The organism is Sphingomonas aurea (assembly GCF_030678875.1).
Classification (GTDB): Bacteria; Pseudomonadota; Alphaproteobacteria; order Sphingomonadales; family Sphingomonadaceae; genus Sphingomonas; species Sphingomonas aurea.
Genome location: NZ_JAUUDS010000011.1, coordinates 1 through 21,988, shown reverse-complemented (window position 1 = coordinate 21,988; position 21,988 = coordinate 1). Strand labels below are relative to the sequence as shown.

The 21,988-nt window shown below is 68.6% G+C and carries 13 protein-coding genes; 5 read left to right on the top strand and 8 right to left on the bottom strand.

All coding sequences use genetic code 11. The annotated features are described in order from the left end of the window. Positions 1 to 4: 4 nt before the first annotated feature. The 3 genes from Q5H91_RS15295 to Q5H91_RS15285 all read right to left on the bottom strand — a co-directional run bounded on the left by Q5H91_RS15295 (position 5) and on the right by Q5H91_RS15285 (position 5,671). Positions 5 to 3,058: a TonB-dependent receptor gene (locus Q5H91_RS15295; RefSeq protein ID WP_305174320.1), complete on the bottom strand. Its 3,054-nt coding sequence runs from the start codon at positions 3,056 to 3,058 to the stop codon at positions 5 to 7. Between the two features lie 175 nt (positions 3,059 to 3,233). Next, positions 3,234 to 4,664: a glucoamylase family protein gene (locus Q5H91_RS15290; RefSeq protein ID WP_305174319.1), complete on the bottom strand. Its 1,431-nt coding sequence runs from the start codon at positions 4,662 to 4,664 to the stop codon at positions 3,234 to 3,236. Then, positions 4,661 to 5,671, bottom strand: coding sequence for a LacI family DNA-binding transcriptional regulator (locus Q5H91_RS15285; RefSeq protein WP_305174318.1), 1,011 nt, complete (start codon positions 5,669 to 5,671; stop codon positions 4,661 to 4,663). The genes Q5H91_RS15290 and Q5H91_RS15285 overlap by 4 nt, the downstream gene beginning before the upstream one ends. A 141-nt stretch (positions 5,672 to 5,812) precedes the next feature. Between Q5H91_RS15285 and Q5H91_RS15280 the strand changes: the two genes are divergently transcribed. Continuing rightward, complete coding sequence (locus Q5H91_RS15280) at positions 5,813 to 8,095, top strand: glycoside hydrolase family 3 N-terminal domain-containing protein (RefSeq protein ID WP_305174317.1); 2,283 nt, start codon at positions 5,813 to 5,815, stop codon at positions 8,093 to 8,095. Positions 8,096 to 8,150: 55 nt separating this feature from the next. On the opposite strand, the gene Q5H91_RS15275 is transcribed toward Q5H91_RS15280, so the two are convergent. From Q5H91_RS15275 to Q5H91_RS15265, 3 genes are read right to left on the bottom strand one after another with little or no spacing between them, the layout of a single operon-like run. Beyond that, positions 8,151 to 9,668 (bottom strand): efflux transporter outer membrane subunit, encoded by a 1,518-nt coding sequence (locus Q5H91_RS15275; RefSeq protein WP_305174368.1) that lies wholly within the window; start codon positions 9,666 to 9,668, stop codon positions 8,151 to 8,153. A 45-nt stretch (positions 9,669 to 9,713) separates the two neighbouring features. Then, positions 9,714 to 12,941, bottom strand: coding sequence for an efflux RND transporter permease subunit (locus Q5H91_RS15270; RefSeq protein WP_305174316.1), 3,228 nt, complete (start codon positions 12,939 to 12,941; stop codon positions 9,714 to 9,716). Positions 12,942 to 12,947: 6 nt separating this feature from the next. Further along, complete coding sequence (locus Q5H91_RS15265) at positions 12,948 to 14,222, bottom strand: efflux RND transporter periplasmic adaptor subunit (protein ID WP_305174315.1); 1,275 nt, start codon at positions 14,220 to 14,222, stop codon at positions 12,948 to 12,950. A gap of 106 nt (positions 14,223 to 14,328) precedes the next feature. Between Q5H91_RS15265 and Q5H91_RS15260 the strand changes: the two genes are divergently transcribed. The 4 genes from Q5H91_RS15260 to Q5H91_RS15245 all read left to right on the top strand — a co-directional run bounded on the left by Q5H91_RS15260 (position 14,329) and on the right by Q5H91_RS15245 (position 19,797). After that, a complete protein-coding gene (locus tag Q5H91_RS15260) occupies positions 14,329 to 14,952 on the top strand; it encodes a TetR/AcrR family transcriptional regulator (protein WP_305174314.1) in 624 nt (207 codons plus the stop codon). A gap of 80 nt (positions 14,953 to 15,032) precedes the next feature. After that, positions 15,033 to 16,550 carry a tryptophan halogenase family protein gene (locus Q5H91_RS15255; RefSeq protein WP_305174313.1) on the top strand — a complete coding sequence of 506 codons (1,518 nt, stop codon included), beginning with the start codon at positions 15,033 to 15,035 and terminating at the stop codon, positions 16,548 to 16,550. A gap of 125 nt (positions 16,551 to 16,675) precedes the next feature. Beyond that, positions 16,676 to 19,228: a TonB-dependent receptor domain-containing protein gene (locus Q5H91_RS15250; protein ID WP_305174312.1), complete on the top strand. Its 2,553-nt coding sequence runs from the start codon at positions 16,676 to 16,678 to the stop codon at positions 19,226 to 19,228. A gap of 53 nt (positions 19,229 to 19,281) precedes the next feature. Continuing rightward, on the top strand, positions 19,282 to 19,797 hold the full coding sequence (locus tag Q5H91_RS15245; protein WP_305174311.1) for a GNAT family N-acetyltransferase: 516 nt from the start codon (positions 19,282 to 19,284) through the stop codon (positions 19,795 to 19,797). An 84-nt stretch (positions 19,798 to 19,881) separates the two neighbouring features. Here the strand turns inward: Q5H91_RS15245 and Q5H91_RS15240 are convergent, their stop codons facing one another. Further along, complete coding sequence (locus tag Q5H91_RS15240; protein ID WP_305174310.1) at positions 19,882 to 21,189, bottom strand: sigma-54-dependent transcriptional regulator; 1,308 nt, start codon at positions 21,187 to 21,189, stop codon at positions 19,882 to 19,884. Continuing rightward, on the bottom strand, positions 21,186 to 21,988 hold an 803-nt coding region (locus Q5H91_RS15235), incomplete at its 5' end, for a sensor histidine kinase (RefSeq protein ID WP_305174309.1). The genes Q5H91_RS15235 and Q5H91_RS15240, both read right to left, overlap by 4 nt.

Here is a 21,988-nt window from a genome sequence, read left to right as displayed (position 1 = left end):
CAGGTCAGAACGAGAAGCCCGCCGACAGCTTGATCGTGCGCGGCTGGTTGCCACCGATGCTGTAGCCGACCCGCTCGCCATACACGGTCGGCGAGCCTGCATCGCGGACATTGTCGGCCGGGTTGTTGTTGAAGTCGACATAGTTGCGGTCGTTCATCAGGTTGATGATGTCGACGCGCAAACGGATCCGCGTGTCATCGGTGATGAAGCCGAGCGGGATATACTTGGTGACCGCCACGTCGAGCTGGCGTCGGCCCCAGATATCGCCGAGCGAGTCGCGGAAGCCGCCGATGAGAACGCGCTCGAACGGCACCGCCGAGTTGATGAACGCCTTCTGGTATAGAGGCGACTCGATCTGGAACTTCGCCGACAGCGTCACGCCGATCGGCGTATCGACGCTGCCCGCCGCGACGAAGCGGTGACGCGGCACACCCGAGGAGCGCAGGACCGGATAGTCGTTGATCGACGGATAATCGAGCGAGAAGGTCTCGCCGAACTGCCGGTTCTCGGTCGCCTCGGTATAGGTATAGGTCGCGTCCAGGCTCCACGGCGAGGCGGCCGAGTAGGTCTTGGTCAGCTTGACATAGGCGGCGTCGGAGCTGGTCTCCAGCCCGTTGCTGCCGATGATGATCGAATTGAAGCCCGGCGGCGTGAAGTTGAACGGCGAATTGGGCACGTCGGTCGCGCTCGCGGGATCGTTGTAGAAGAACGATCCGTCCGGACGGCGATTGCCCAGCAGATAGACGAAACCGTCCTTGCTCTCGATATGGGTATAGCCGACCTCCAGCTCGACCGGGCTGAACCGGCCCCGCAGACCCAGGCTGAACTGGTCCGAATAGGGCACCTTCAGGTCGTTGTTGATGAAGCGCAACTCGCGCCCGCCGCCTGACGTTCCAGCCAGCAGCCGCTGGCGTCCTTCGGGCGTCAGATAGACCGGATCCCAGGCGATGCAGGTCGAACCCGCGGTGCAGGGATTCTGCGTATCGTTGCCGATGAAGTTGAACACGCGGGTGGCATAGGCACCCTGCGCCAGCTCCTGCTGCAGGAAATCGAACTGATTGCGGTCGTACGAGCGGCCATAGCCGCCGAACATCGAGAAGCGGCCCGCCTCGTCGAAACGGTAGGTGAAGCCGAGCCGCGGTTGGAACGCACCCTTGAACGTCTTACGGTTGCTGCCGTTCGAGATGTAATCGTTGATGTCGTAATCGGCGTTGTTCAGGTTCGGATAGTTGATCGACGACACCGCCGCGACCTGCGCCGCCGATGGCACATAGTCGAGATATGCGGGCGTGCGCTCATAATCCCAGCGCAGGCCGATGTTCAGGGTCAGGCGATCGGTGACGTCCCAGTCGTCCTGCGCGTAGATGCCGAATTGGAAATTGTTCGAGCGGATCGCGGGATCGGCGTCGCCGATCGCCGCACCGAATTCCAGCCGATAGGGCAGGGTGGTGTTGAAGCCGCCGCCCAGCGTCGTGTCATAGCTGAACAGCGGGTTGCTCAGGTTCTGCTGGACCGAGTTCAGCCGCACCCACTTCGCCTTGCCACCGACCTTGATCGTGTGGCGCTCGATCCCGGTCCAGGTGAAGTCGTCCTGGAAGGTCCAGCCCTTCTGCCCCTTGTCCTGGAAATTGCCGCCGCCGCCGATGCGCAGCAGGTTGAAGGTCGAGGTCGCCGTGCCGTTGATCTGGGTGGTGCGGTACAGGCTGGCATTGCCGTCTGTGATCGGCGACGGGAACCAGCTGACGTCCTCGTACGACAGGCGCGCGTCGTTGATCCAGTTGTCGGCGGTGTGCTGCCACCGGGCCATGCCGCGCCATTCCTTCACCCGGTTCGCGGTCGCGGTTTCGGCGGCGGCGATGCCGGTGCCGATCTGCACGCCGGATTCGTTGCGATACTTGCCGGTGAACTCGATCAGGTCGGCATCGGTCGGCACGATGTCGATCTTGCCGAAATACAGGTCCTCGTTGAACCGCTGCGAGAAGGTGCCGTAATATTGCTGCAGCTGGCTGGGCAGCGAGCTGGGCAGGACGCCGTTGTCGGGGCGGACGTCATAGGGGCTGTCGATCCGCTTGCCCTCGTAGCTGACGAAGAAGTGCGCGACGTCCTTGACGATCGGGCCACCCAGAGCGCCGCCGAACTGCTTGTTGGTCGTGGTGACCTTGTCGATCTTGGTCGGGTAGATCTCGGTCGGGCGACGCGCGCGCAGCTTCTGGTCGGTATAGTCGATGAAGCCCTCGCCGTGGAACGCATTGGTGCCCGACTTGGTCGTCGCGGTAATGGCGACCGAGCTGACCTGGTCGAACTCCGCCTTGTAGTTGGAACTGAGCACCTGATACTCGCCGATGGCGAGCTGCGGGAACGGGTTGCCGGGAGTGGAGTCCTGACCGGTGATGCCGTTCTTCAGGACGTAATCCTTCTGGCTGACGCCGTCGATGAAGACGTTGACGGTGCGGCTGTCCTGCGCGCCACCCTGAATGCGGGCCTGCCCGCCTTCGCCCTCTACGAAGCGGACGCCCGGCGCCAGGTCGGCAAAGGCCAGGAAGTTGCGGTTGTTCTGGGGCAGCTGCTCGATCAGCCGCTGGGTGATGTTGATGCCGACCTGGCCGCCGGCCAGCGAGCGGATGCGGCTGCCGGTCACGATGATGTCGCCGCCCTCGCCCTGCGCGGTGCCGCCGGGGGTGGTCTCCTCGGTCGCCTCGGCGGGCTGGGTCGGGGCCGTGGTCAGATCGATGTCGAGCCCGGCATTCTGGCCGACGCGCAGCGTGAACTCGTCGGAGTTGCGCGTGCCGTTCTGGAGCTTGACCTCGAGCCGGTAGGTGCCGGCGCGCAGCGACGCGAAATTATAGGTGCCGTCGGCCGCGATCGGCACGGTGCGGCGATAGTTGGTGGCGACCTCGATCGCCGACACTTCGGTGGCGGCATTGCTGGTCGGAGAGGTGATGCGACCGCGGAGAGACGCCTGGCCGACCTGCGCGGTGGCGGCAACCGGCGCCAGCATGGCGCCTGCGGCCAGGGTGGTCGCGGCGATCAGCGCCGCGCGGAACACGGTCTTGTTCATGGAAATCATCCTCTCCTGTCGGCGGGGCCGCGTCGGCCAGACGCCGTCTCCGTAAAATAACGGTTTCGTCATGTAACCGGTTACTTTGGACGGGGAGGATGCTCAACAATGCTTTACAGGATCTGCGTCTTTCGGTGGTGACTGTGGCCGAGGCGCAACGGTCGTCGTTCGGTGACTATCGCCGGGCCAGCCAGCCGCCATTGAAGCCCGCACGCTCCAGCCCGCGGCGGATCGCCGGGGCGCGGTGCATCGTCTGCCATACCAGCTCCGACCGGTGATTGGCGATCGCGCCGCTGATCGCACCCTGGTCGATGCCGAGATAGTCCTTGGCGACCCAGCCGTGCGTCGCGCTGACGGTGCCGCTGTTGGACGGCACGTCGGCGTAGCGGAACGAGGGGTTGAAGCTGTCGCGAAACCCGTACTGCCCATAGAGTCCCGGCTGCCTGCGCAGCGCCGCTGCCGCCGGCACGACGATCTCCGGCGCGAAGGCGAGGCTGCCGAGCGCGGCGGTGGGTGCGATCGTACCGTCGTCGCGTTCGTCGGGCTGGCCCAGCGGGCCGCGCGCGGCATAGCCGTAGAACTGCCGCTCGGTGCCCTTGAACATCCGCTTCACATCGGCGGGTCCGTCGCACGCGGTCAGGCCCCAGACATCCCTGCCATAGCCGTCCCACCGCATCGGGTTGGCGATGCAATAGGCGCGGTTGGCATAGGTGGCGCGGCGGCTGTTCTCGAAATAATCCATGTTCGCCTGCCGCATCGTCGCGTCGCGGATGTCGCGGAAGTCGATCCACATCTGGCTGTACTGGTGCCCGAACAGCGGTGCGAAGGCGAGGTGGCGGGTGGCGCCGGTGCCGCGCCAGAACGCCGGATAGGTCTTGGCCCAGGCGTCCCATGCGCCGTCGGCGAGTGGTTTCGACCGGGCACCGAGCCCGACGACATAGACCATCATCCCCTCGTTATACCCGTCCCAGGCGCGCTCGATGAAGCCGCGGCCGGGGTGCCAGCCCATCGACACGGTGCCGCGATCGTTGGTGAACCAGGGCCAGTCGGCACGCTCGGTGATCCGCTCGGCGAGGCGGCGGATCTCCGCCTCGACCGGGTCGGCACGGTCGTACCAGGCGCCGGCGAACAGGATGCCGAGGAACAGGAGCGTGGTGTCGACGCTCGACAGTTCGGTGTCGCGGAAGCGGGTGCCCGTTTCCATGTCGAGGAAGTGGTAGAAGAAGCCCTTGTGGCCGCTGGTGCCGCTCGGTGCGTCGCCTTGGGGTGCGGTTTCGAAGAAGCGCAGCGTCGTCAACGTCAGGTCGCGCGCCTCCTGCCGCTTGATCCAGCCGCGCTCGACCCCGACCGGATAGGCGGTGAGCGCGAAGCCGACCGCGGCGATGCTGGCGAAGGACGGCGTCGGCCAGCGATCGGGCACCAGCCCGTTCCTGCGGCTGGCGAGATCCCAGAAATAGCGGAAGGTGCGGTGCTCAAGATCGTCGAACCAGCCGGGCAGGCTGCGTTTCGCGGCGGCTGCGCCAGCGCTAGTGGGCAGCATCGCACCCGCCGCGACCAGCGGTGCGCCGGCCAGGAGGGTGCGGCGGTCGAGGATCATGTCGGTCATGGGTCCGTCCGTTCGGTGGTGGTGGTGCGGACGACCAGCGTTGGCGTCAGCCATTCGGTGTCGCCCCCCGGCCTGTCCGAGGGATGTTCGAGAGCGTCGATCAGCCGTGCCACGGCGCGCGCGCCCATGTCGGCCAGGTGCACGCGCACCGTGGTCAGCCCCATGTAGCGGGCGAGCGGCACATCGTCGAAGCCGGTCACCGCCACCGCGTCGGGCACGTCGAGCCCGGCTTCCCTGAGCGCCTGGAGCGCGCCCAGCGCCATCATGTCGTTGGCGGCGACGATGCCGTCGACCGCCTCGCCCTCGTCCAGCAGTGTGGCGACGGCGCGTTCGCCGGCCTCCTCGCGGAAATTGCCCTCGATCACGCGCGAGGGCTGGCCGGGCGCGTGGCGCGCCATCGCGGCCAGGAACCCCTCGCGCCGCTCGCGAGCGTCGATGTTGCCGGCGGGACCGGCGACATGGACCAGCGCGCGCCGCCCGCTCGCCAGCAGGTGACGGACGATCGCGTCGATCCCGGCGCGGTTGTCGACCCGCATCGCGCCGCGGCCCGTGCTGTCGGGCGAGTTGATGAGCATGGTCGGGATGCCGGCGGGCAGCGCCTCGTCCAGCCCGGTCGCGTCGATCTGCGGCGCCATCACGATCAGCCCGTCGACCCGGCCGCGCATCGACCGCATCGCCTGCGCCGCCAGTTCGGCATCGGCATGCATGTTGGACAGCAGCAGGTGATAGCCGTGCGCGCCCGCCTCGCGGTCCATGCCCCGAACGATCTCGGAGAAGAACTCACCGTGCAGGTCGGGCAGGACGACGCCGATCGCGTGGCTGCGCGCCAGCGACAGGCTGCGCGCGCCGGCATGGGGAACGTAGCCGAGCGACTTGGCCGACGCGAGCACGCGGGCGCGGGTGTCGGGATGGACGTTGCTGTGCCCGTTCAGCGCCCGCGAGACTGAGGCGACCGACACCGCGGCGTGGCGCGCGACGTCGCGGATCGTGGCGGATGCCGGCTTCAACACACCCTCTTCCCTCATCATGGCTCGACATCGCGTCGTGGGTCGGTCCATGATTGCCATGCGGCAAGCATCGCGTCTATGTAACCGGTTACAGACGACGGTCAACGCGAAACCTTGGCCGGTGAGGGGATGGACGCTGAGATGACGGACATGATGATTTCGCGGCGCGCGGCCCTGCTCGGCGCGGGTGCGGCGACCGCCTGGGCGGCCAGCCCGGTACGCGCGCTGGTGATGCAGGCGGGCACGGGCGCGGTGCCCGCGTCGGTCGACGCCCTGCTCGCGCGGATGACGCTGGAGGAGAAGGCGGGCCAGTTGCAGCTGAACGCCGCGGCCTGGGCGGGCGGCGTCGCCACCGCGCTGAACCCGCCGGGCGGCGCGAGCAATTTCGATGGTCAGCTGGCCGATGCGGTGGCGGGCAAGCTGACCGGCGTGTTCAACGGCAACGGCGCGGCAATGGCGCAGCGGATGCAGGCGGCGGTGATGAAGGGGTCGCGGCTGAAGATCCCGCTGATCTTCGCTGCCGACGTGATCCACGGCCACCGCACCATCTTCCCGGTGCCGGTCGCCGAGGCGGCGAGCTTCGAGCCCGACCTGGCGATGCGCACCGCGCGCGCCGCCGCGTTCGAGGCGGCGGGTGCGGGCATCGACTGGACCTTCTTCCCGATGGTCGACATCGCCCGCGACCAGCGCTGGGGCCGGACTATGGAGGGCGCGGGCGAGGACGTGCTGCTCGGCAAGCTGTTCGCCGCCGCGCGCGTGCAGGGCTTTCAGGGCAAGGACCTGAAGGCGAACGACGCGATGATGGCCTGCGTCAAGCATTTCGCGGCCTATGGCGCGGCGGAATCGGGGCTGGACTATAACGTCGTCGACCTGTCCGAACGGACCCTGCGCGAGGTCTATCTGCCGCCCTACAAGGCCGGGTTCGACGCTGGCGCGATGAGCGGCATGGCCTCGTTCAACGAGATCAACGGCGTGCCCTCGCACGGCAATCCGTGGCTGCTGGACAAGGTCCTGCGTGACGAGTGGAAGTTCCCCGGCATCGTCGTCGGCGACTATACCGGCGACGAGGAGATGATCGCGGCGGGCTTTGCCAAGGACGGCAAGGATGCGGCGCGCATCGCCATCCTGGCAGGCGTCGACATGAGCATGCAGTCCAACCTCTACGCGCTCCACCTGCCGGCGCTGGTGCGCGAGGGTGCGGTGCCGCAGGCGGTGGTCGATCGCTCGGTCCGGCGGGTGCTCGCGGTCAAGCACATGCTGGGCCTGTTCGACGACCCGTTCCGCCGCATCGACGCACGCCGCGAGAAGAGCCGCTCGCGCACCAAGGTGAATCTGGCGCTGTCGCGCGAGGCCGGGCGCAAGGCGATCGTGATGCTGAAGAACGAGGGCGACGTGCTGCCGCTGGCCAAGGATCGCAAGGTCGCGATCATCGGTCCGTTCGCCAGCGGTCAGCACGACCTGAACGGGCCGTGGGTGGTCTATGGCGACAACGCCAATGCCGTCGATCTGGCAGCAGGCGTGCGCGCGGTGGTCGGTGCCGGCAATGTCAGCGTGACCGCGGGTTCGGGCGTCGAGGAGCCGCTGGCCGGCGGGATCGAGGCGGCGGTCGCCGCGGCGAACGCGGCCGACGTCGTGCTGCTCGCGATCGGCGAGAACGAAGGCATGTCGGGCGAGGCGCAGTCGCGCACGTCGATCACCGTTCCCGCGCCGCAGATGGAACTGGCCGAGGCGGTAGCGAAAACAGGCAAGCCGGTCGTCGTCGTGCTGAAGAACGGCCGTGGCCTGGCGCTGGAGGGGGCGGTGCGCGACGCGCCGGCGATCCTCGTCACCTGGTTCCTCGGCTCGGAAAGCGGACACGCGATCGCCGACGTGCTGTTCGGTACCTACAGCCCCGCCGGCCGCCTGCCGATGAGCTTCCCCTACGAGAGCGGGCAGGAGCCGTATCACTACGATCACAAGATGACCGGGCGTCCCCAGCCGGAGGGGCCGCGCCAGCCCTACAAGGCGCAGTGGCGCACGGCACCCAACGCCGCGCTCTACCCGTTCGGCCACGGCCTGACCTATGGCAAGGTTTCCTATGCGGGGCTGGCGGTGAGCCCGCCGACGCTCGGCTGGAACGGCAAGCTGGAGGTGAGCGCCACCGTCACCAACAGCGGCACGCGCGCGTGCGAGGAGGTGGTGCAGCTCTACATCCGCGACCGGGTGGCCAGCATCACCCGCCCGGTCCGCGAGCTGAAGGCGTTCCGCAAGGTCGCGCTGGCGCCCGGCGCCAGCGAGCGCGTCGCCTTTACCCTGACCCGCGAGCAGCTCCAGTTCCTGGGGCTCGACCTGCAACCCACGGTCGAGCCGGGCACGTTCGACCTGTGGATCGCACCCTCCGCACAGGCGGAGGGCGTGCACACGACCTTCGATCTGGTGCGATAGGCTCTGCCTGACAGCGGCATCCCGGCCAGCGCCGGGATGCCGCGGGTGGCGTCGCTTACCGGTCCGCGGCCGGCAGCGGCGCTTCCTTCGGCGCATCGGCATCGCCGGTCAGACCGCCGCCCAGCGCACGGTACAGCTCGATCAGGTTCGTCTCGCGCGTCAGGCGGGTGGTGACGAAACTCTGCTGCGCGGCATAGGCGGCGCGCTGCGAGTCGAGGGTGGTCAGGAAGGAATCGATGCCGGCGCGGAAGCGCGCGTCGGACAGGCGCGCGGTGATGCGGGCGGCGTTGGCACGCGCGGACTGGGCCGATACCTGCTCGCCGATCGTGCCCCGCTGCGCCAGCGCATCGGCGACCTCACGGAACGCGGTCTGGATGGTCTGCTCATAGGTGGCGACCGCCGCCTGCTGCGACGCGCGGGCATAGTCCAGATTGCCGCGCAGCCGCCCGCCATCGAACAGCGGCAGCGACACCGCCGGCTGGGCGTTGTACGTGAAGCTGCCACCAGCGAAGAGGCCCGACAGCGCGGTGCTGATCGTCCCCAGCGTCGCGGTCAGCGAGATTGACGGGAACAGGGCCGCGCGCGCGGCACCGATATTGGCGTTCTGCGCGATCAGCTGATGCTCGGCCTGGAGCACGTCGGGCCGGCGGAGCAGCGCGTTCGAAGATATGTCGGCGGGCAGCGCGTCGAGCGTGTAGTTCGGCGCGGCGAAGTCGGCGGGCAGCAGGTCGGCCGCGACCGTCGTGCCGGCGAGCAGGTTCAGCGCGTTCTGGTCGCGCGCGATCTGGGTCTGGAGCGTCGCGATGTCGTTGCGGGCGGACTGGTAGTTGGTCTCCGCCTGCCGCACCTCCAGCTCGGACCCGACGCCGATGCGGAACTGCGCGGTGGTCAGGTCCAGCGTCTGCTGGAAGGTCTTCAGCGTGTCGCGCGATAGGCGCAGCTGCTCCTGGTCGGACGCCATGGTCAGCCAGGCCGTCGCGATCTCTGCGATCAGGCTGACGCGGGCGGCGCGCTGGGCCTCCTCGGTCGCGAAATATTGCTGGAGCGCGGCCTGCGACAGATTGCGGACCCGACCGAACAGATCCAGCTCGAACGCCGAGAAGCCGGCGTTGACCGAGTATGCCTCGATATTGCTCGACGCGCCGGTGCCGACGCTGGTGCCCGCACCCGCGCCGCCGGCACCGGTTCCAGCACCTGCCCCGCTGCCCGCGCCCGTCCCGGTTCCGGCGCCCGCGCTGGCACCCGAGCTGCCCGCCGCGCCGAAGATGTTGTTGGTATAGATGCCTGCACCCGACGCGGTGGTCGACGGCACCAGGTCGGCGCGCTGGACGCGGTACTGCGCGCGGGCCTGAAGCACGTTGGCGGCGGCGAGCTGGAGGTTGCGGTTGTTGGCCAGCCCCAGCTCGATGACGCCGCGCAGGCGCGGGTCGACGAAGAAGTCGCGCCACGCCGTGCGCGTCACGTCGCGCGCGTCGGTGGCGGCGGCCGGATAGGCGCCGCCCTGTGGCAGGGTCGCCGGGATCGCACCCGCCGGCCGGACATAGGTCGGCGCCAGGTTGCAGCCGGCCAGCATCGTCGATGCCGCCAGCAGGGCCGAGATCAAGGATTTCGTCACTGCTTATGCTCCCTGCGGCTGCGGGCCGCCATGCGGCGCCTCGCCCGCGTCGAACGGCCGGTCGTCGCCCTGTGGCGCGTCGCCGTCGTGGTGCCGGCCCTTGCCTTCGCCGTCCTCGTGCTTGCCGTGCCCGAACAGGCGGCTGACCACGACGAAGAACATCGGCACGAAGAAGATCGCCAGCACCGTCGCCGACAACATGCCGCCGACCACCGCGCGGCCGATCGCGTTCTGCCCGCCCGCGCCGGCCCCGGTCGACACCGCCAGCGGCAGCACGCCGAAGATGAAGGCGAGCGAGGTCATCAGGATCGGGCGCAGGCGCAGGCGTGCCGCCTCCACCGCCGCGTCGAAGGCGTTCATGCCGTCGCGAATCCGCTCCTCGGCGAACTCGACGATCAGGATCGCGTTCTTCGCCGAGACGCCGATCGTGGTGATGAGGCCGACCTGAAGGTAGATGTCGTTGTTCAACCCCGTCAGCATCGCCGCCAGCACCGCGCCGATGACGCCCAGCGGCACCACCAGCAGCACCGCGATCGGCACCGACCAGCTCTCGTAGAGCGCCGCCAGGCACATGAACACGATCAGCAGCGACAGCCCATAGAGCGCCGGCGCCTGCCCGCCAGACAGCCGCTCCTCATAGGAAAGGCCGGTCCATTCCAGCGAGGTGCCGGGCGGCAGCTTGGCGTGGATCGCCTCCAGCGCCTTCATCGCCGCGCCGGTGCTCTGGCCGGGTGCGGGCGAGCCCTGGATCTGCATCGCCGACTGGCCATTGTAGCGGGTCAGCTGCACTGGCGCGTTGCGCCACTCCTGCGTCGAGAAGGCGTTGAACGGCGCCATCTGCCCGGTCGCGCTGCGCACATAGAGCAGCCCGATATTCTCCGGCGACATGCGATAGGGCGCATCGGCCTGGACATAGACGCGCTTCACGCGGCCACGGTCGATGAAGTCGTTGATGTACCCGCCGCCCCAGGCGGTGGCGATGGTCGAGTTCACGTCGCTCAGGTCGAGGCCGAGGGCGCGCGCCTTGTCCTCGTCGATGTTGACCTTCAGCTGCGGCGCGTCGTCCAGGCTGAGCGGCCGGACCTGCGCCAGCGCCTTGTCCTGCGCGGCCATGCCCAGCATCATGTTGCGGGCCTGGACCAGCTTCTCGTGACCGATGCCGCCGGTGTCGACCAGCTGCGCATCGAAGCCGGTGGCATTGCCCAGCTCCTGCACCGCCGGCGGGATCAGCGCGAAGATCATCCCGTCGGTGTACTGCGAGAAGGCGCCCATCGCGCGGCCGACGATCGCCTGCGCCTTGTTGTCGGCGCCGCCGCGCTCGTCCCACGGCTTCAGGTTGACGAAGACCAGGCCGGCATTCTGGCCCTGTCCGGCGAAGCTGAAGCCGTTGATGGTGAACACGCCCGCGACGTTGGCGCCCTCCTGCTTCAGGAAATGGTCGCGGACCAGCGTCAGCCCCTTCTCGGTGCGCGCGCTGGTGGCGCCCGCCGGACCCTGGACCAGCGCCAGCACGGTGCCCTGATCCTCCTCGGGCAGGAAGCCACTGGGCAGGCGGATGAAGATCACCGCCATGCCGGCGACGATCAGCGCGTAGACGAGCAGCGAGCGCTTCCAGCTGCGCGCCGTCCGCTTCACCCCACCCTCATACTTGTGCTGGCCGCGGTCGAACTTGTCGTTGAACCAGCGGAAGAAGCGGGCGAAGATGCCGTTGCCCTCGATCCGCTTGGGATCGTGCGGCTTCAGGATGGTGGCGCACAGCGCGGGCGTCAGGATCAGGGCGACCATCACCGACAGGACCATCGCCGACACGATGGTAATCGAGAACTGGCGATAGATGACGCCGGTCGACCCGCCGAAGAACGCCATCGGCAGGAACACCGCCGACAGCACCAGCCCGATGCCGATCAGCGCGCCGCTGATCTCGTCCATCGACTTGCGCGCGGCTTCCTTGGGCGACAGGTGTTCGGTGACGATCAGGCGTTCGACGTTCTCGACCACCACGATCGCGTCGTCGACCAGCAGGCCGATCGCCAGCACCATGCCGAACAGGGTCAGCGTGTTGATGGTGAAGCCCGCCAGCGCCATGACCCCGAACGTGCCGAGCAGCACCACCGGCACCGCGATCGTCGGAATGACGGTCGCGCGCCAGTTCTGGAGGAACAGGAACATAACGAGAAAGACGAGGATCACCGCCTCGACCAGGGTGTGGATCACCTGCTCCACCGACAGCCGCACGAACGGCGTGGTGTCGTAGGGGTAGATGACCTTCACGTCCTGCGGCAGGGTCTTGCCGATCTCGGCGGCGCGGTCCTTGACCAGCTGGACGGTGTCGAGCGCGTTGGCGCCGGCGGCGAGGCGCACGCCGAAACCGGCGGCGGGCTTGCCGTTATACTGGACGTCGAAGCCGTAATTCTCGGCGCCCAGCTCGACCCGGGCGACGTCGCTCAGCCGCACGACCGCGCCGTTGGTCGTCGTCTTCAGGCGGATCGCGCCGAACTGCTCGGGCGTCTGGAGCCGCGACTGGACCGAGACGGTCGCGTTCAGCATCTGCTCCTTGGGTGCCGGCTGCGCGCCGATCTGCCCGGCGGACACCTGCGCGTTCTGCGCCGACACCGCCGCCGACACGTCCGCGACGGTCAGCTGATAGCTGTTGAGCTTCAGCGGATCGATCCAGATGCGCATCGCGTACTGCGCGCCGAACACCTGCAATTCGCCGACGCCCGACACGCGGCTGATCGGGTCCTGGAACTTCGACACGACCATGTCGGCCAGGTCGTTGTTGGTGTGCGACCCGTCCTGCGAGACGAGGCCGACGACGACCAGGAAGCTGGCCGCCGACTTCGTCACCTGAATGCCCTGGCGCTGGACCTCCTGCGGCAGGAGCGGGGTGGCCGCCTGCAGCTTGTTCTGGACCTGCACCTGCGCGATGTCGGGATCGGTGCCCTGCTCGAACGTCAGGGTGATCGTCAGCGTGCCGGCCGACGAGGACGAGGACGAGAAGTAGCGGAGGTTGTCGATGCCCTTCAGCTGCTGCTCGATGATCTGCGTCGTCGTGCGTTCCAGCGTCTCGGCATCGGCACCGGGATAGGTGGCGGTGATCGCGACCGCGGGCGGCGCGATCTCGGGGAACTGGGCGATCGGCAGGCTGCGGATCGCGATGACCCCGGCCAGCATCAGCACCATGGCGATGACCCATGCGAAGATGGGCCGGTCGATGAAATAGCGGGACATGGGGCGTTACTTTGCCTCGCCGGCGGCGGCCGGCTTCTGGTCCTGGCCGGCGGCGGCCGGCTTCTGGTCCTGGCCGGCGGCCGGCTTCTGATCCTGTCCGCCCGCGCCGCCCGGCTGCTGGCCGGGCTGCTGCTGCGCAGCGTTGGGGTTCCAGGCGACGGCCTTCACCGGCATGCCGGGGCGCAGCATCATGCCGCCCTCCACGATCACCTTGTCGCCGGCCTTCAGCCCGTCGGTGACCAGCCAGTTGTCGCCGATCGTACGCGGGGCGGTGAGGACGCGCGGCTGCACCTTGTTGTCGGGGCCGACGACCATCACCGTCGCCTTGCCCTTCTCGTCGCGGGTGACCGCGCGCTGGGGGACGAGGATCGCGTTTCCTTGCGTCCCCTCGACCAGCTCGGCGCGGACGTACATGCCGGGCAGCAGCAGCGAATTGGGATTGGGGAACAGCGCGCGGATCGCCTGGCTACCGGTCGCCGGATCGACAGTGACGTCGGCGAACTTCAGCGTGCCCTCGACCGGATAGGTGGAGCCGTCCTCCAGCTTCAGCCGCACGCGCGCCGCACCGCCGCCGCGCGACAGCTGGCCCGCCATGATCTGCTGGCGCAGGCGGAGCAGGTCGGCGCTCGACTGTTGGATATCGACATAGACCGGGTCGAGTCGCTGGATCGTGGTCAGCGGCTCGGTCTGCGCCGCGGTGACCAGCGCGCCGGTGGTGAAGGTCGAGCGGCCGATCCGGCCGGAGATCGGCGCGCGCACCGTGGTGCGGGCAAGGTCGATCTGCGCGCTGCGCAGCGCCGCCTGCTGCGCGGCGACGTCCGCCTCCGCCTGCTGCGCCTGCGTCGTCGCGTTCTCGAAGTCCTGGCGCGAGATGGCGTTGATCTTGACCAGCTCGCCGTAGCGGCGGGCGAGCGCGCGGCTCGACGCGATCGCGGCGCGGGCGCGCGTCACCGCGGCGCGGGCGCTGGCGACCTGCGCCTGATACGGCGACGGATCGATCCGGTAGAGCGCCTGGCCCTGGCGGACGAAGTCGCCCTCCTGGAACAGCCGGGCGGTGACGAGGCCGTTCACCTGCGGACGGACCTCCGACGTCTCATAGGCGTTGGTACGGCCGGGCAGCTGGGTGGTCAGCGTCACCGCCTGAGGCTGGACGGTGACCACGCCGACCTGAGTCGGGCCTGCCGGCTGCTGTTGCTGCTGCTCCTTGCCGCCGCCGCATCCGGCAAGCGTCAGGGCGGCGAGCATCAGGGCGATACTGGTTGCCGGCGCGGAATTCTTCATGGTTTCGACCTGCTGCCTTGCCAATTCGTGAGTGATCGATCATTCACGGTTCAGCCGACTACTCCTAAAGGTCGATCCTTGGCAAGCCACCGGGACCGGGACGAGAATGAAATTATTGCACTGCACCAATGCCGCGCGTGCAACCCGGGCCGATGCCCGGCGGGAACATCTGCTGGAAACCGCGCGGGCGCTGTTCGTCCAGCGCGGCTTTCACAGCACGGGCGTGGCGCAGATCGCGGCCGCCTCGGGGGTGAAGGTCGGGCAGATCTATCGCGACTTCCAGAGCAAGGAAGACATCATCGCCGCGATCGTCGAGCGCGATATCGAGGGATTCCTGCACGAGGCGTGCCTTGCCCAGGCGATCGATCGCGGCGACCGGACGGCGGTCCGGACCTGGATCACGCGGCTGCTCGCGATCGACGAGCCGATCGAGGATTGCCGGATGATGACCGAGATCTTGGCCGAGATCGCCCGCAACGACCGGATGGCGGAGATCAACCGCCGGATCGAGCGGCGGGTGCGCGACAGCCTGACGACCGCGCTCGCCTCTTTGGCTCCTGCCCATGCCGATCCTGCCAGGCTGGACCTGCTCGCCGATTTCATCATGACGATCGGCACCGGACTGACCTGTCGCCGCATCGCCAGCGAGGGCGGCGATGCCACCGCGCTCCACGCCAAGATCGAGCGGATCATCGACGACGAACTGGCGCAACTGCCGGTGGAGGCGTGACGCTGTTCGCTTGACGACAATCGTTTGCGGCGCTGTATGAGGCTCCGCAGCGACGAACGATCGTCGCGCGGGGGAGGGCGATGATGGACGACAAGGCAGACGATGCGATCCGGTCTATCCTGATCGTCGGCGGCGGCACGGCGGGCTGGATGACTGCCGCGGCGCTCGCCCATGCGCTGCCGCGCGGCTGCCGGATCGAGCTGGTCGAATCGGAAGAGATCGGCACCGTCGGCGTGGGCGAGGCGACGATCCCGCCTATCCGCCTGTTCAACGACACGCTGGGCATCGCCGAGGCGAATTTCGTCCGCGAGACCAAGGGCAGCTTCAAGCTGGGAATCGAATTCGTCGACTGGGCGCAGCTCGGCCACCGCTATTTCCACCCCTTCGGCACGTTCGGGAAGCCGTTCGACATGCTCGCGGTCCACCAGCACTGGCTGGCGGCGCGGGCGGCGGGATGCGAGATCCCGCTCGATGACCTGTCGATGGCGTGGGGCGCCGCCAGCCGCGGGCGCTTTGCCCAGCCACTCGGCGATCCGCGCAACGTCGGCTCGACCTTCGACTATGCCTATCACTTCGATGCCGGGCTCTACGCCGCATTCCTGCGCCGCTATGCCGAGGCGCGGGGCGTGGTGCGGACCGAGGGACGGGTGGCGCATGTCGCGCTCGATGGCGAGAGCGGACGCGTCGCAGGCGTCACCCTGGCCGACGGGCGGGTGCTGGCCGCCGAGCTGTTCGTCGACTGTTCGGGGTTTCGCGGGCTGCTGATCGAGGGGGCGCTGCACACCGGTTATCAGGACTGGACCCACTGGCTGCCCTGCGACCGCGCGCTGGCGGTGCCCTCCATGCAGGACGGCGATCCGCTGCCCTATACCCGATCGACCGCGCGCGCCGCGGGGTGGCAGTGGCGCATCCCGCTCCAGCACCGCACGGGCAACGGCTATGTCTATGCCAGCCGGCATGTCAGCGACGACGAGGCGGCGGCGACGCTGCTCGCGAACCTCGACGGCGAGCCGCTCGGCGATCCGCGCCCGCTGCGCTTCGTCACCGGGCGGCGCAACCTGTTCTGGCATCGCAACGTGATCGCGATCGGGCTGGCGAGCGGGTTCATGGAGCCGCTGGAATCGACCAGTATCCACCTGATCCAGGCGGGCATCGCCAAGCTGCTCGCGCTGTTCCCCACCCGCGCCTTCGACCCGCTGGTGATCGACGAGTATAACCGGATCGCGATCACCGAGTTCGAGCGGATCCGCGACTTTTTGATCCTTCACTACAAGCTGACCGCGCGCGCCGATTCGCCGCTGTGGCGCGACTGCGCGGCGATGGCGATTCCCGACACGCTGGCGCTGAAGATCGCGCATTTCCAGGACGGTGGCCGGCTGATCGCGCGCGATATGGACCTGTTCGGCGCGGCGAGCTGGCTGGCGGTGCATATCGGCCAGCTCAATTGGCCGCGCGGTGTCGATCCGCTGCTCGGCTATGCCAGCGACGCAGGCCAGAGCACCGCCTATGTCGAGCGGCTCGCCGCGACGATCGCGCGCGTCGCCGACACGATGCCGCGCCACGCCGACACCATCGGCCGCCTGATCGGCACCGCCTGACGCTACGGCAAGGCTGTGCCAGCAATCGTTTGCATTTTTCCTTTGCAAACGATTGAAACGTGCGTATCAGCGCGAGGGTATCGCCTGCCAAAGAGCCGGCGGAACGTTCAGGAGAGGATTCTACGATGATGCGCGCCGATCGCTATTCCTGCACCTCGATACTGGCCCTCGCCGCCGCTTGCTGGGCAATTCCCGCCGCGGCGCAGGATGCAAGCCCGTCGCAGGCGACGACGCCCGCCACCACCGCCCCTGGCGCGCCGAACCCGGCGACCGACCCCGGCGCGGTGCCCGATGCGGCGGCGCAGAGCGAGGACATCGTCGTCACCGCCACCACCGGCGAGCGTTCGCGTTTCCGCAGCTCGATCTCGGTCAGCCAGGTCAGCAACGAATCGATCCAGAACTTCACGCCGCGTTCGGAGGCGGAGGTGCTGCGCTCGATCCCCGGCCTCCAGCCGTCGGACACCGCCGGCCCGGGCGGTAACGCCAATATCGGCGTGCGTGGTATCCCGGTGTCGACAGGCGGTTCGGAATATGTCGCGCTGCAGGAGGACGGCCTGCCCGTCACGCTGTTCGGTGACATGAACTTCGGCAACAACGATTACTGGCTGCGCTTCGACCAGAATGTCGAGCGGGTCGAGGCGGTGCGCGGCGGCTCCGCCTCCACCGCGACCAGCCAGGCGCCGGGCGCGGTCGTCAACTATATCAGCAAGACCGGCGATCGCGCGGGCGGCTCGGTCGCGTACTCGAATGGCCTGGGATATCGCGAGCACCGCGTCGATTTCGATTACGGCGCGCCGATCAGCGACAGCCTGCGCTTCCACGTTGGCGGCTATGCCCGCAACGGCGGCGGCCTGACCAACGAGAACTGGAACATCCTGCGCGGCTACCAGATCAAGGGTAACGTCACCAAGGACTTCGCCGACAACAAGGGCTTCATCCGCATCCTGTTCAAGCGGCTGGACGAGCAGGCGCCGACCAACACCACCACGCCGTCTCTGGCCAAACTCGACGGCAACAAGGTCGTCGGGTTCAGCCCGCTGCCGACCTTCGACGGACGCGACGGATCGAGCTACTCGATCTACAATCGCAGCTTCCAGTATCTGACCAATGGCGGCCAGATCGAGAATGCCGAGGTGGAGGGCATTCACCCGCGCGTCACGTCCATCGGTGCGCAGCTGCACTATGACTTCGACAGCGGCTTCACCGTCGACGACTCGATCCGCTACACTGATATGAAGGGCAACTTCACCACCCAGTTCATCAACGTGCAGACCACCGCCAGCCTGCTCGGCTCGTCGGTCAACGGCAGCACCGTGGGGTCGATCCGCTACGCCGCGGGGCCGAAGCTGGGGCAGCTCTACACCGGCACTTATGTGAACAATAATCCCAACATCAACACGCGCATGACCGACATGGGCAATTTCGTGAACAACCTGCAGCTGACCAAGAAGTTCGACGTCGGTGCGGGCACGCTGCGCGCGATCGCCGGCTGGTTCCACATGAGCCAGAACATCCAGCAGGACTGGCACGTCAACCGCCAGTATAGCGAGCTGAACGGCGAGAATGCCGCGCCGCTCGACCTGTTCTCGCCGACCGGCAACCAGCTGACCGCGGCGGGACAGGCGGGCTTCAACGACAATTGGGGCACCTGCTGCCAGCGCACCGTCGACCTGAAATACACCGACGATGCGGCGTTCGGCTCGTTCAACTATTCGGGTGGCGGGCTGGAGCTGGACGCCAGCGTCCGCTGGGACAGCGTGAAGGGTGAGGGCACTGCGCAGGGCGGCCAGACCGGCCCGCTCTTCCGCGTGTCGGACGCGCTCGGTTCTGCCCTGCTGCCGTCGCTGGTGCCGAGCAGCACGGTCGAGAATATCGACTATCGCCGCAACTATGTCAGCTGGTCGGCGGGTGCGCTCTATGCCTTCACCAACTCGACCAGCGTGTTCGCCCGGGTCAGCCGCGGCGGCCGCTTCAACGCCGACCGCCTGGTGCTGTCGGGCAATTTCAACGCCGACGGCTCGCTGACCCAGAACGGGCGCGGCGTGTCGATCAACTATCTGAACCAGCAGGAAGTCGGCCTGAAGCAGCGCGGTGACCTGCTCGGCGGGTCGTACACGGCGGAGATCACCGGCTTCCGCTCGACCCTGACCGAGAATAATTACGACTTCACCCGCATCAACAACCCGGCGCCGAACAACGACCCGAACATCTCGAACAGCTATCGCTCGTACGGCATCGAGTTCACCGGCCGCTTCAACCTGGGCAATTTCCGCCTGGCCGCGGACGGGACGTTCATCAAGTCGAAGATCACCGACAGCGCCACGGCGGCGCTGGTCGGCAATCGGCCGGGTGGCCAGCCGGAGCTGCTGTTCTCGGTGTCCCCGTCCTACGACGCCGGCCTGTTCGCGGGCGGCCTGAGCTTCACGGGGCAGACCAGCACGCCGCTCGACGACTTCAACCTCTACACCGCCAAGGGGTCGACCTTCGTCAGCGGCTTCCTGAAATTCCGCCCTGTCGACCGGGTCGAGCTGGGGCTGAACGTCAACAACCTGTTCGATAAGCTCGGTTTCCGTGGCGGCGGCAGCCTGAACCCGATCCTGTCGTCGACCTCGGCGGTGTTCAACAACACCGCGCTCTATGGCCGGACGGTGACGGGCTCGATCCGCTACCGCTTCTGATCGACCAGTTCGCGCCGTTGCATTTCCCCGGCAACGGCGCGAACCCGGCCGCGATGACCGCACCCACGCTCCGCACCGCCCGCCTGATCCTGTCGGGCCATCGGCCCGACGACCTCGACGCGCTGACGGCGATCTGGTCCGATCCGCTGGTCTACGCCCATATCGGCGGGCGCGCGCGCGATCGGGAGGAGGTGTGGTTGCGGCTGCTGCGCCATATCGGCCAGTGGACCGCCTTCGGCCACGGCATGTGGGTGCTGCGCGAGGCCGAGACGGGGCAGATCGTCGGAGAGGCAGGGCTGATGACCTCGCGCCGCACGGTCGAGCCGCCGCTGCCCGACCTGCCCGAAGCCGGCTGGACGCTGGCAAGCTACGCCCACGGCCGCGGGCTGGCGCGCGAGGCGATGGAGGCGGTGCTCGACTGGGCGGGGCATGCCGGCGTTGCGCGGACGGGGTGCATCATCGATCCCGACAATGCAGCCTCGATCCGGCTGGCGGAACGGCTCGGCTACCGCGCCGCGGGCGAGGCGCGGTATGGCGGACGTCCGATCCTGACCTTCGTTCGTGGGTGAACCGCGTATGCGGGCATCCAGAGCCGCTGAGGCTCGGTTCCAGCCATGACCTGAACTCTCGCCTGCGCGGGATGACGATGGGAGCTAACCCGACCGCACCCGCCGGCGCAGTGCCGCCAGGTCGATGCCGTGGCGCTGGACCTTGTAGTAGAAGGTCTTGCGCGGCAGTCCCAGCTGCTCCATCGCCGCGCCCGTCTCGCCGCCCGCGATAAGCACCGCCTCGACGATCGCGTCGCGCTCGAACGCGGCGACACGGTCGGGCAGGGTGCCGGCGGGGGGCAGGGCGGCGCCAGCCTGATCTTCCAGCCCCAGGACGAAGCGGTCGGCGAAATGCGCCAGCTCGCGGACATTGCCCGGCCAATCGTGATCGCCGAGCCGGTCGCGCGCAGCGGCGGTGAGCGGCGGGATCGGCACGCGCAGCCGCGCGGCAGAGGCGTCGACCAGATGCGCGAACAGCAAGGGCACATCCTCGCGCCGCTCGCGCAAGGGCGGCAGGCGCAGGCGCACCGCGGCGAGGCGATAGAACAGCTCGGGCAGCATCGCCGCCGATCCACCCTCACCACCGGTGGCGATCACGCGCAGGTCGATCGGCGTCGGCGCACGGCCGCCGCTGCCCGGCACGGCGCGGTTCTCGACCAGCGGCACCAGCCGTGCCTGCAGCATCGGCGAGGCGCGGTCGACATCGTCGAGGAACAGCGTGCCGCGCGCCGATGCCGCAACGCCGCCCGCGCCGGCGCCGCCGAACAGCTCGCCGTCGATCACCGCATCGGGCAGCGCGGCGCAGGCGACCGCAACGAAGCGGTGTCGTGCGCGGCGCCCGGCACGGTGGATCAGGCGGGCGAGCAGCTCCTTGCCGGTGCCCGTCTCGCCCTCGACGAACAGGTCGATGCCGGCATCGGCCAGCACCGGCACCATCTCGCGCAGCCGCCGTATGGCGGGCGATCGGCCGATCAGCCCGGCCGCGACCGTCTCGTCGGTGCTGGCCGCCGCGGCGCGCAGCCGGCGGTTGTCGAGCGCCAGGCCGCGCGCGGTCATCGCCCGGCCGACCGCGGCGACCAGCGCGGCGGGATCGAACGGCTTGGCCAGGAAATCCCATGCCCCCGCCTTCAGCGCGTCGACCGCCATCGCGACGTCGGCATGGCCGGTGACCAGGATGACCGGCAGCGCCGGGTCGCGATCGTGGAGGGTGCGGAACAGCTCCAGCCCCGACATGGCGGGCATGCGGATGTCGGTGACGACCACGCCCGGAAAGTCGGCGTCGATCGCGTCGAGCGCCGGTGGCGCGGCCGGCCAGGCGTCGACCGCGAAGCCGGCCAGCGTCAGCAGCTGCGCGGTCGAGGCGCGCAGATCCTCGTCATCCTCGACCAGCGCGACGCGGCCTTGCGCGCTCATGCCCGGCGCAGCTCGACGGCAAAGGCGGCGCCGGTTGTCGAGGGCACCAGCCGCAGCGACCCGCCCAGGTCGCCCATGATGTCCTGCGCGATGATGAGGCCGAGGCCGAGGCCCTTGGGCCGGCTGGTCGCGAAGGGCGTGAACAGGCGGCTGGCGATCGCCGGATCGATCCCCGGCCCATTGTCGGCGACGGTCAGCACCACCGTGTCGGGATGCAGGTCGAGCGTCAGCGTGACCGCCGCATCGGCGCGCCCGGCCAGCGCCTCGATCGCGTTCTGGAGAAGGTTGACGACCACCTGCTCCAGCCGCACGCGCCCGGCGACCACCAGCAGGTCGAACGGGATGTCGGGCAGCGACAGCACGACGCGCGACAGCCCCTCCTTCAGGATCAGGCGCGCGCCGTCGATTACCTCGATCAGCGGCACCGGGCCGATCGTGCCGCTGCCCTTGCGCGAGAAGCCGCGCAGTTCGGCGGTGACCGCGCCGATCCGCTCGGTCAGCCGGTCGATCGCGCGCAGGTTGCCGCGCACCTCCTCGACCTGGCCGCGGTCGAGCAGCTGTTCGCCGGCCGCGGCATAGTTGCGGATCGCCGCGACCGGCTGCGCCGTCTCGTGCGCGACGCTGGCGGTGATCTGCCCGAGCGCGGCGAGCCGGTTGGCCTGGCGCAGGTCGTCGCGCAGATCCGCGGCCCGCGCCTCGGCCGCCGCGCGTTCGGCGATCTCGCGGCTGAGGTCGGCGGTGCGCGCCGCCACCGCCGCCTCCAGTGCCGCGGTTCGCCCGGCGCGCCGCCGTGCCCGCC

Excerpts from the sequence above, each read along its gene's own strand:
- Q5H91_RS15240 (WP_305174310.1), bottom strand. The coding sequence starts at position 21,189 with ATGAGCGCGCAAGGCCGCGTCGCGCTGGTCGAGGATGACGAGGATCTG.
- Q5H91_RS15245 (WP_305174311.1), top strand. The coding sequence starts at position 19,282 with ATGACCGCACCCACGCTCCGCACCGCCCGCCTGATCCTGTCGGGCCAT.
- Q5H91_RS15270 (WP_305174316.1), bottom strand. The coding sequence starts at position 12,941 with ATGTCCCGCTATTTCATCGACCGGCCCATCTTCGCATGGGTCATCGCC.
- Q5H91_RS15255 (WP_305174313.1), top strand. The coding sequence starts at position 15,033 with ATGATGGACGACAAGGCAGACGATGCGATCCGGTCTATCCTGATCGTC.
- Q5H91_RS15295 (WP_305174320.1), bottom strand. The coding sequence starts at position 3,058 with ATGAACAAGACCGTGTTCCGCGCGGCGCTGATCGCCGCGACCACCCTG.
- Q5H91_RS15280 (WP_305174317.1), top strand. The coding sequence starts at position 5,813 with ATGACGGACATGATGATTTCGCGGCGCGCGGCCCTGCTCGGCGCGGGT.
- Q5H91_RS15290 (WP_305174319.1), bottom strand. The coding sequence starts at position 4,664 with ATGACCGACATGATCCTCGACCGCCGCACCCTCCTGGCCGGCGCACCG.
- Q5H91_RS15265 (WP_305174315.1), bottom strand. The coding sequence starts at position 14,222 with ATGAAGAATTCCGCGCCGGCAACCAGTATCGCCCTGATGCTCGCCGCC.
- Q5H91_RS15275 (WP_305174368.1), bottom strand. The coding sequence starts at position 9,668 with ATGCTGGCCGGCTGCAACCTGGCGCCGACCTATGTCCGGCCGGCGGGT.
- Q5H91_RS15250 (WP_305174312.1), top strand. The coding sequence starts at position 16,676 with ATGATGCGCGCCGATCGCTATTCCTGCACCTCGATACTGGCCCTCGCC.
- Q5H91_RS15260 (WP_305174314.1), top strand. The coding sequence starts at position 14,329 with ATGAAATTATTGCACTGCACCAATGCCGCGCGTGCAACCCGGGCCGAT.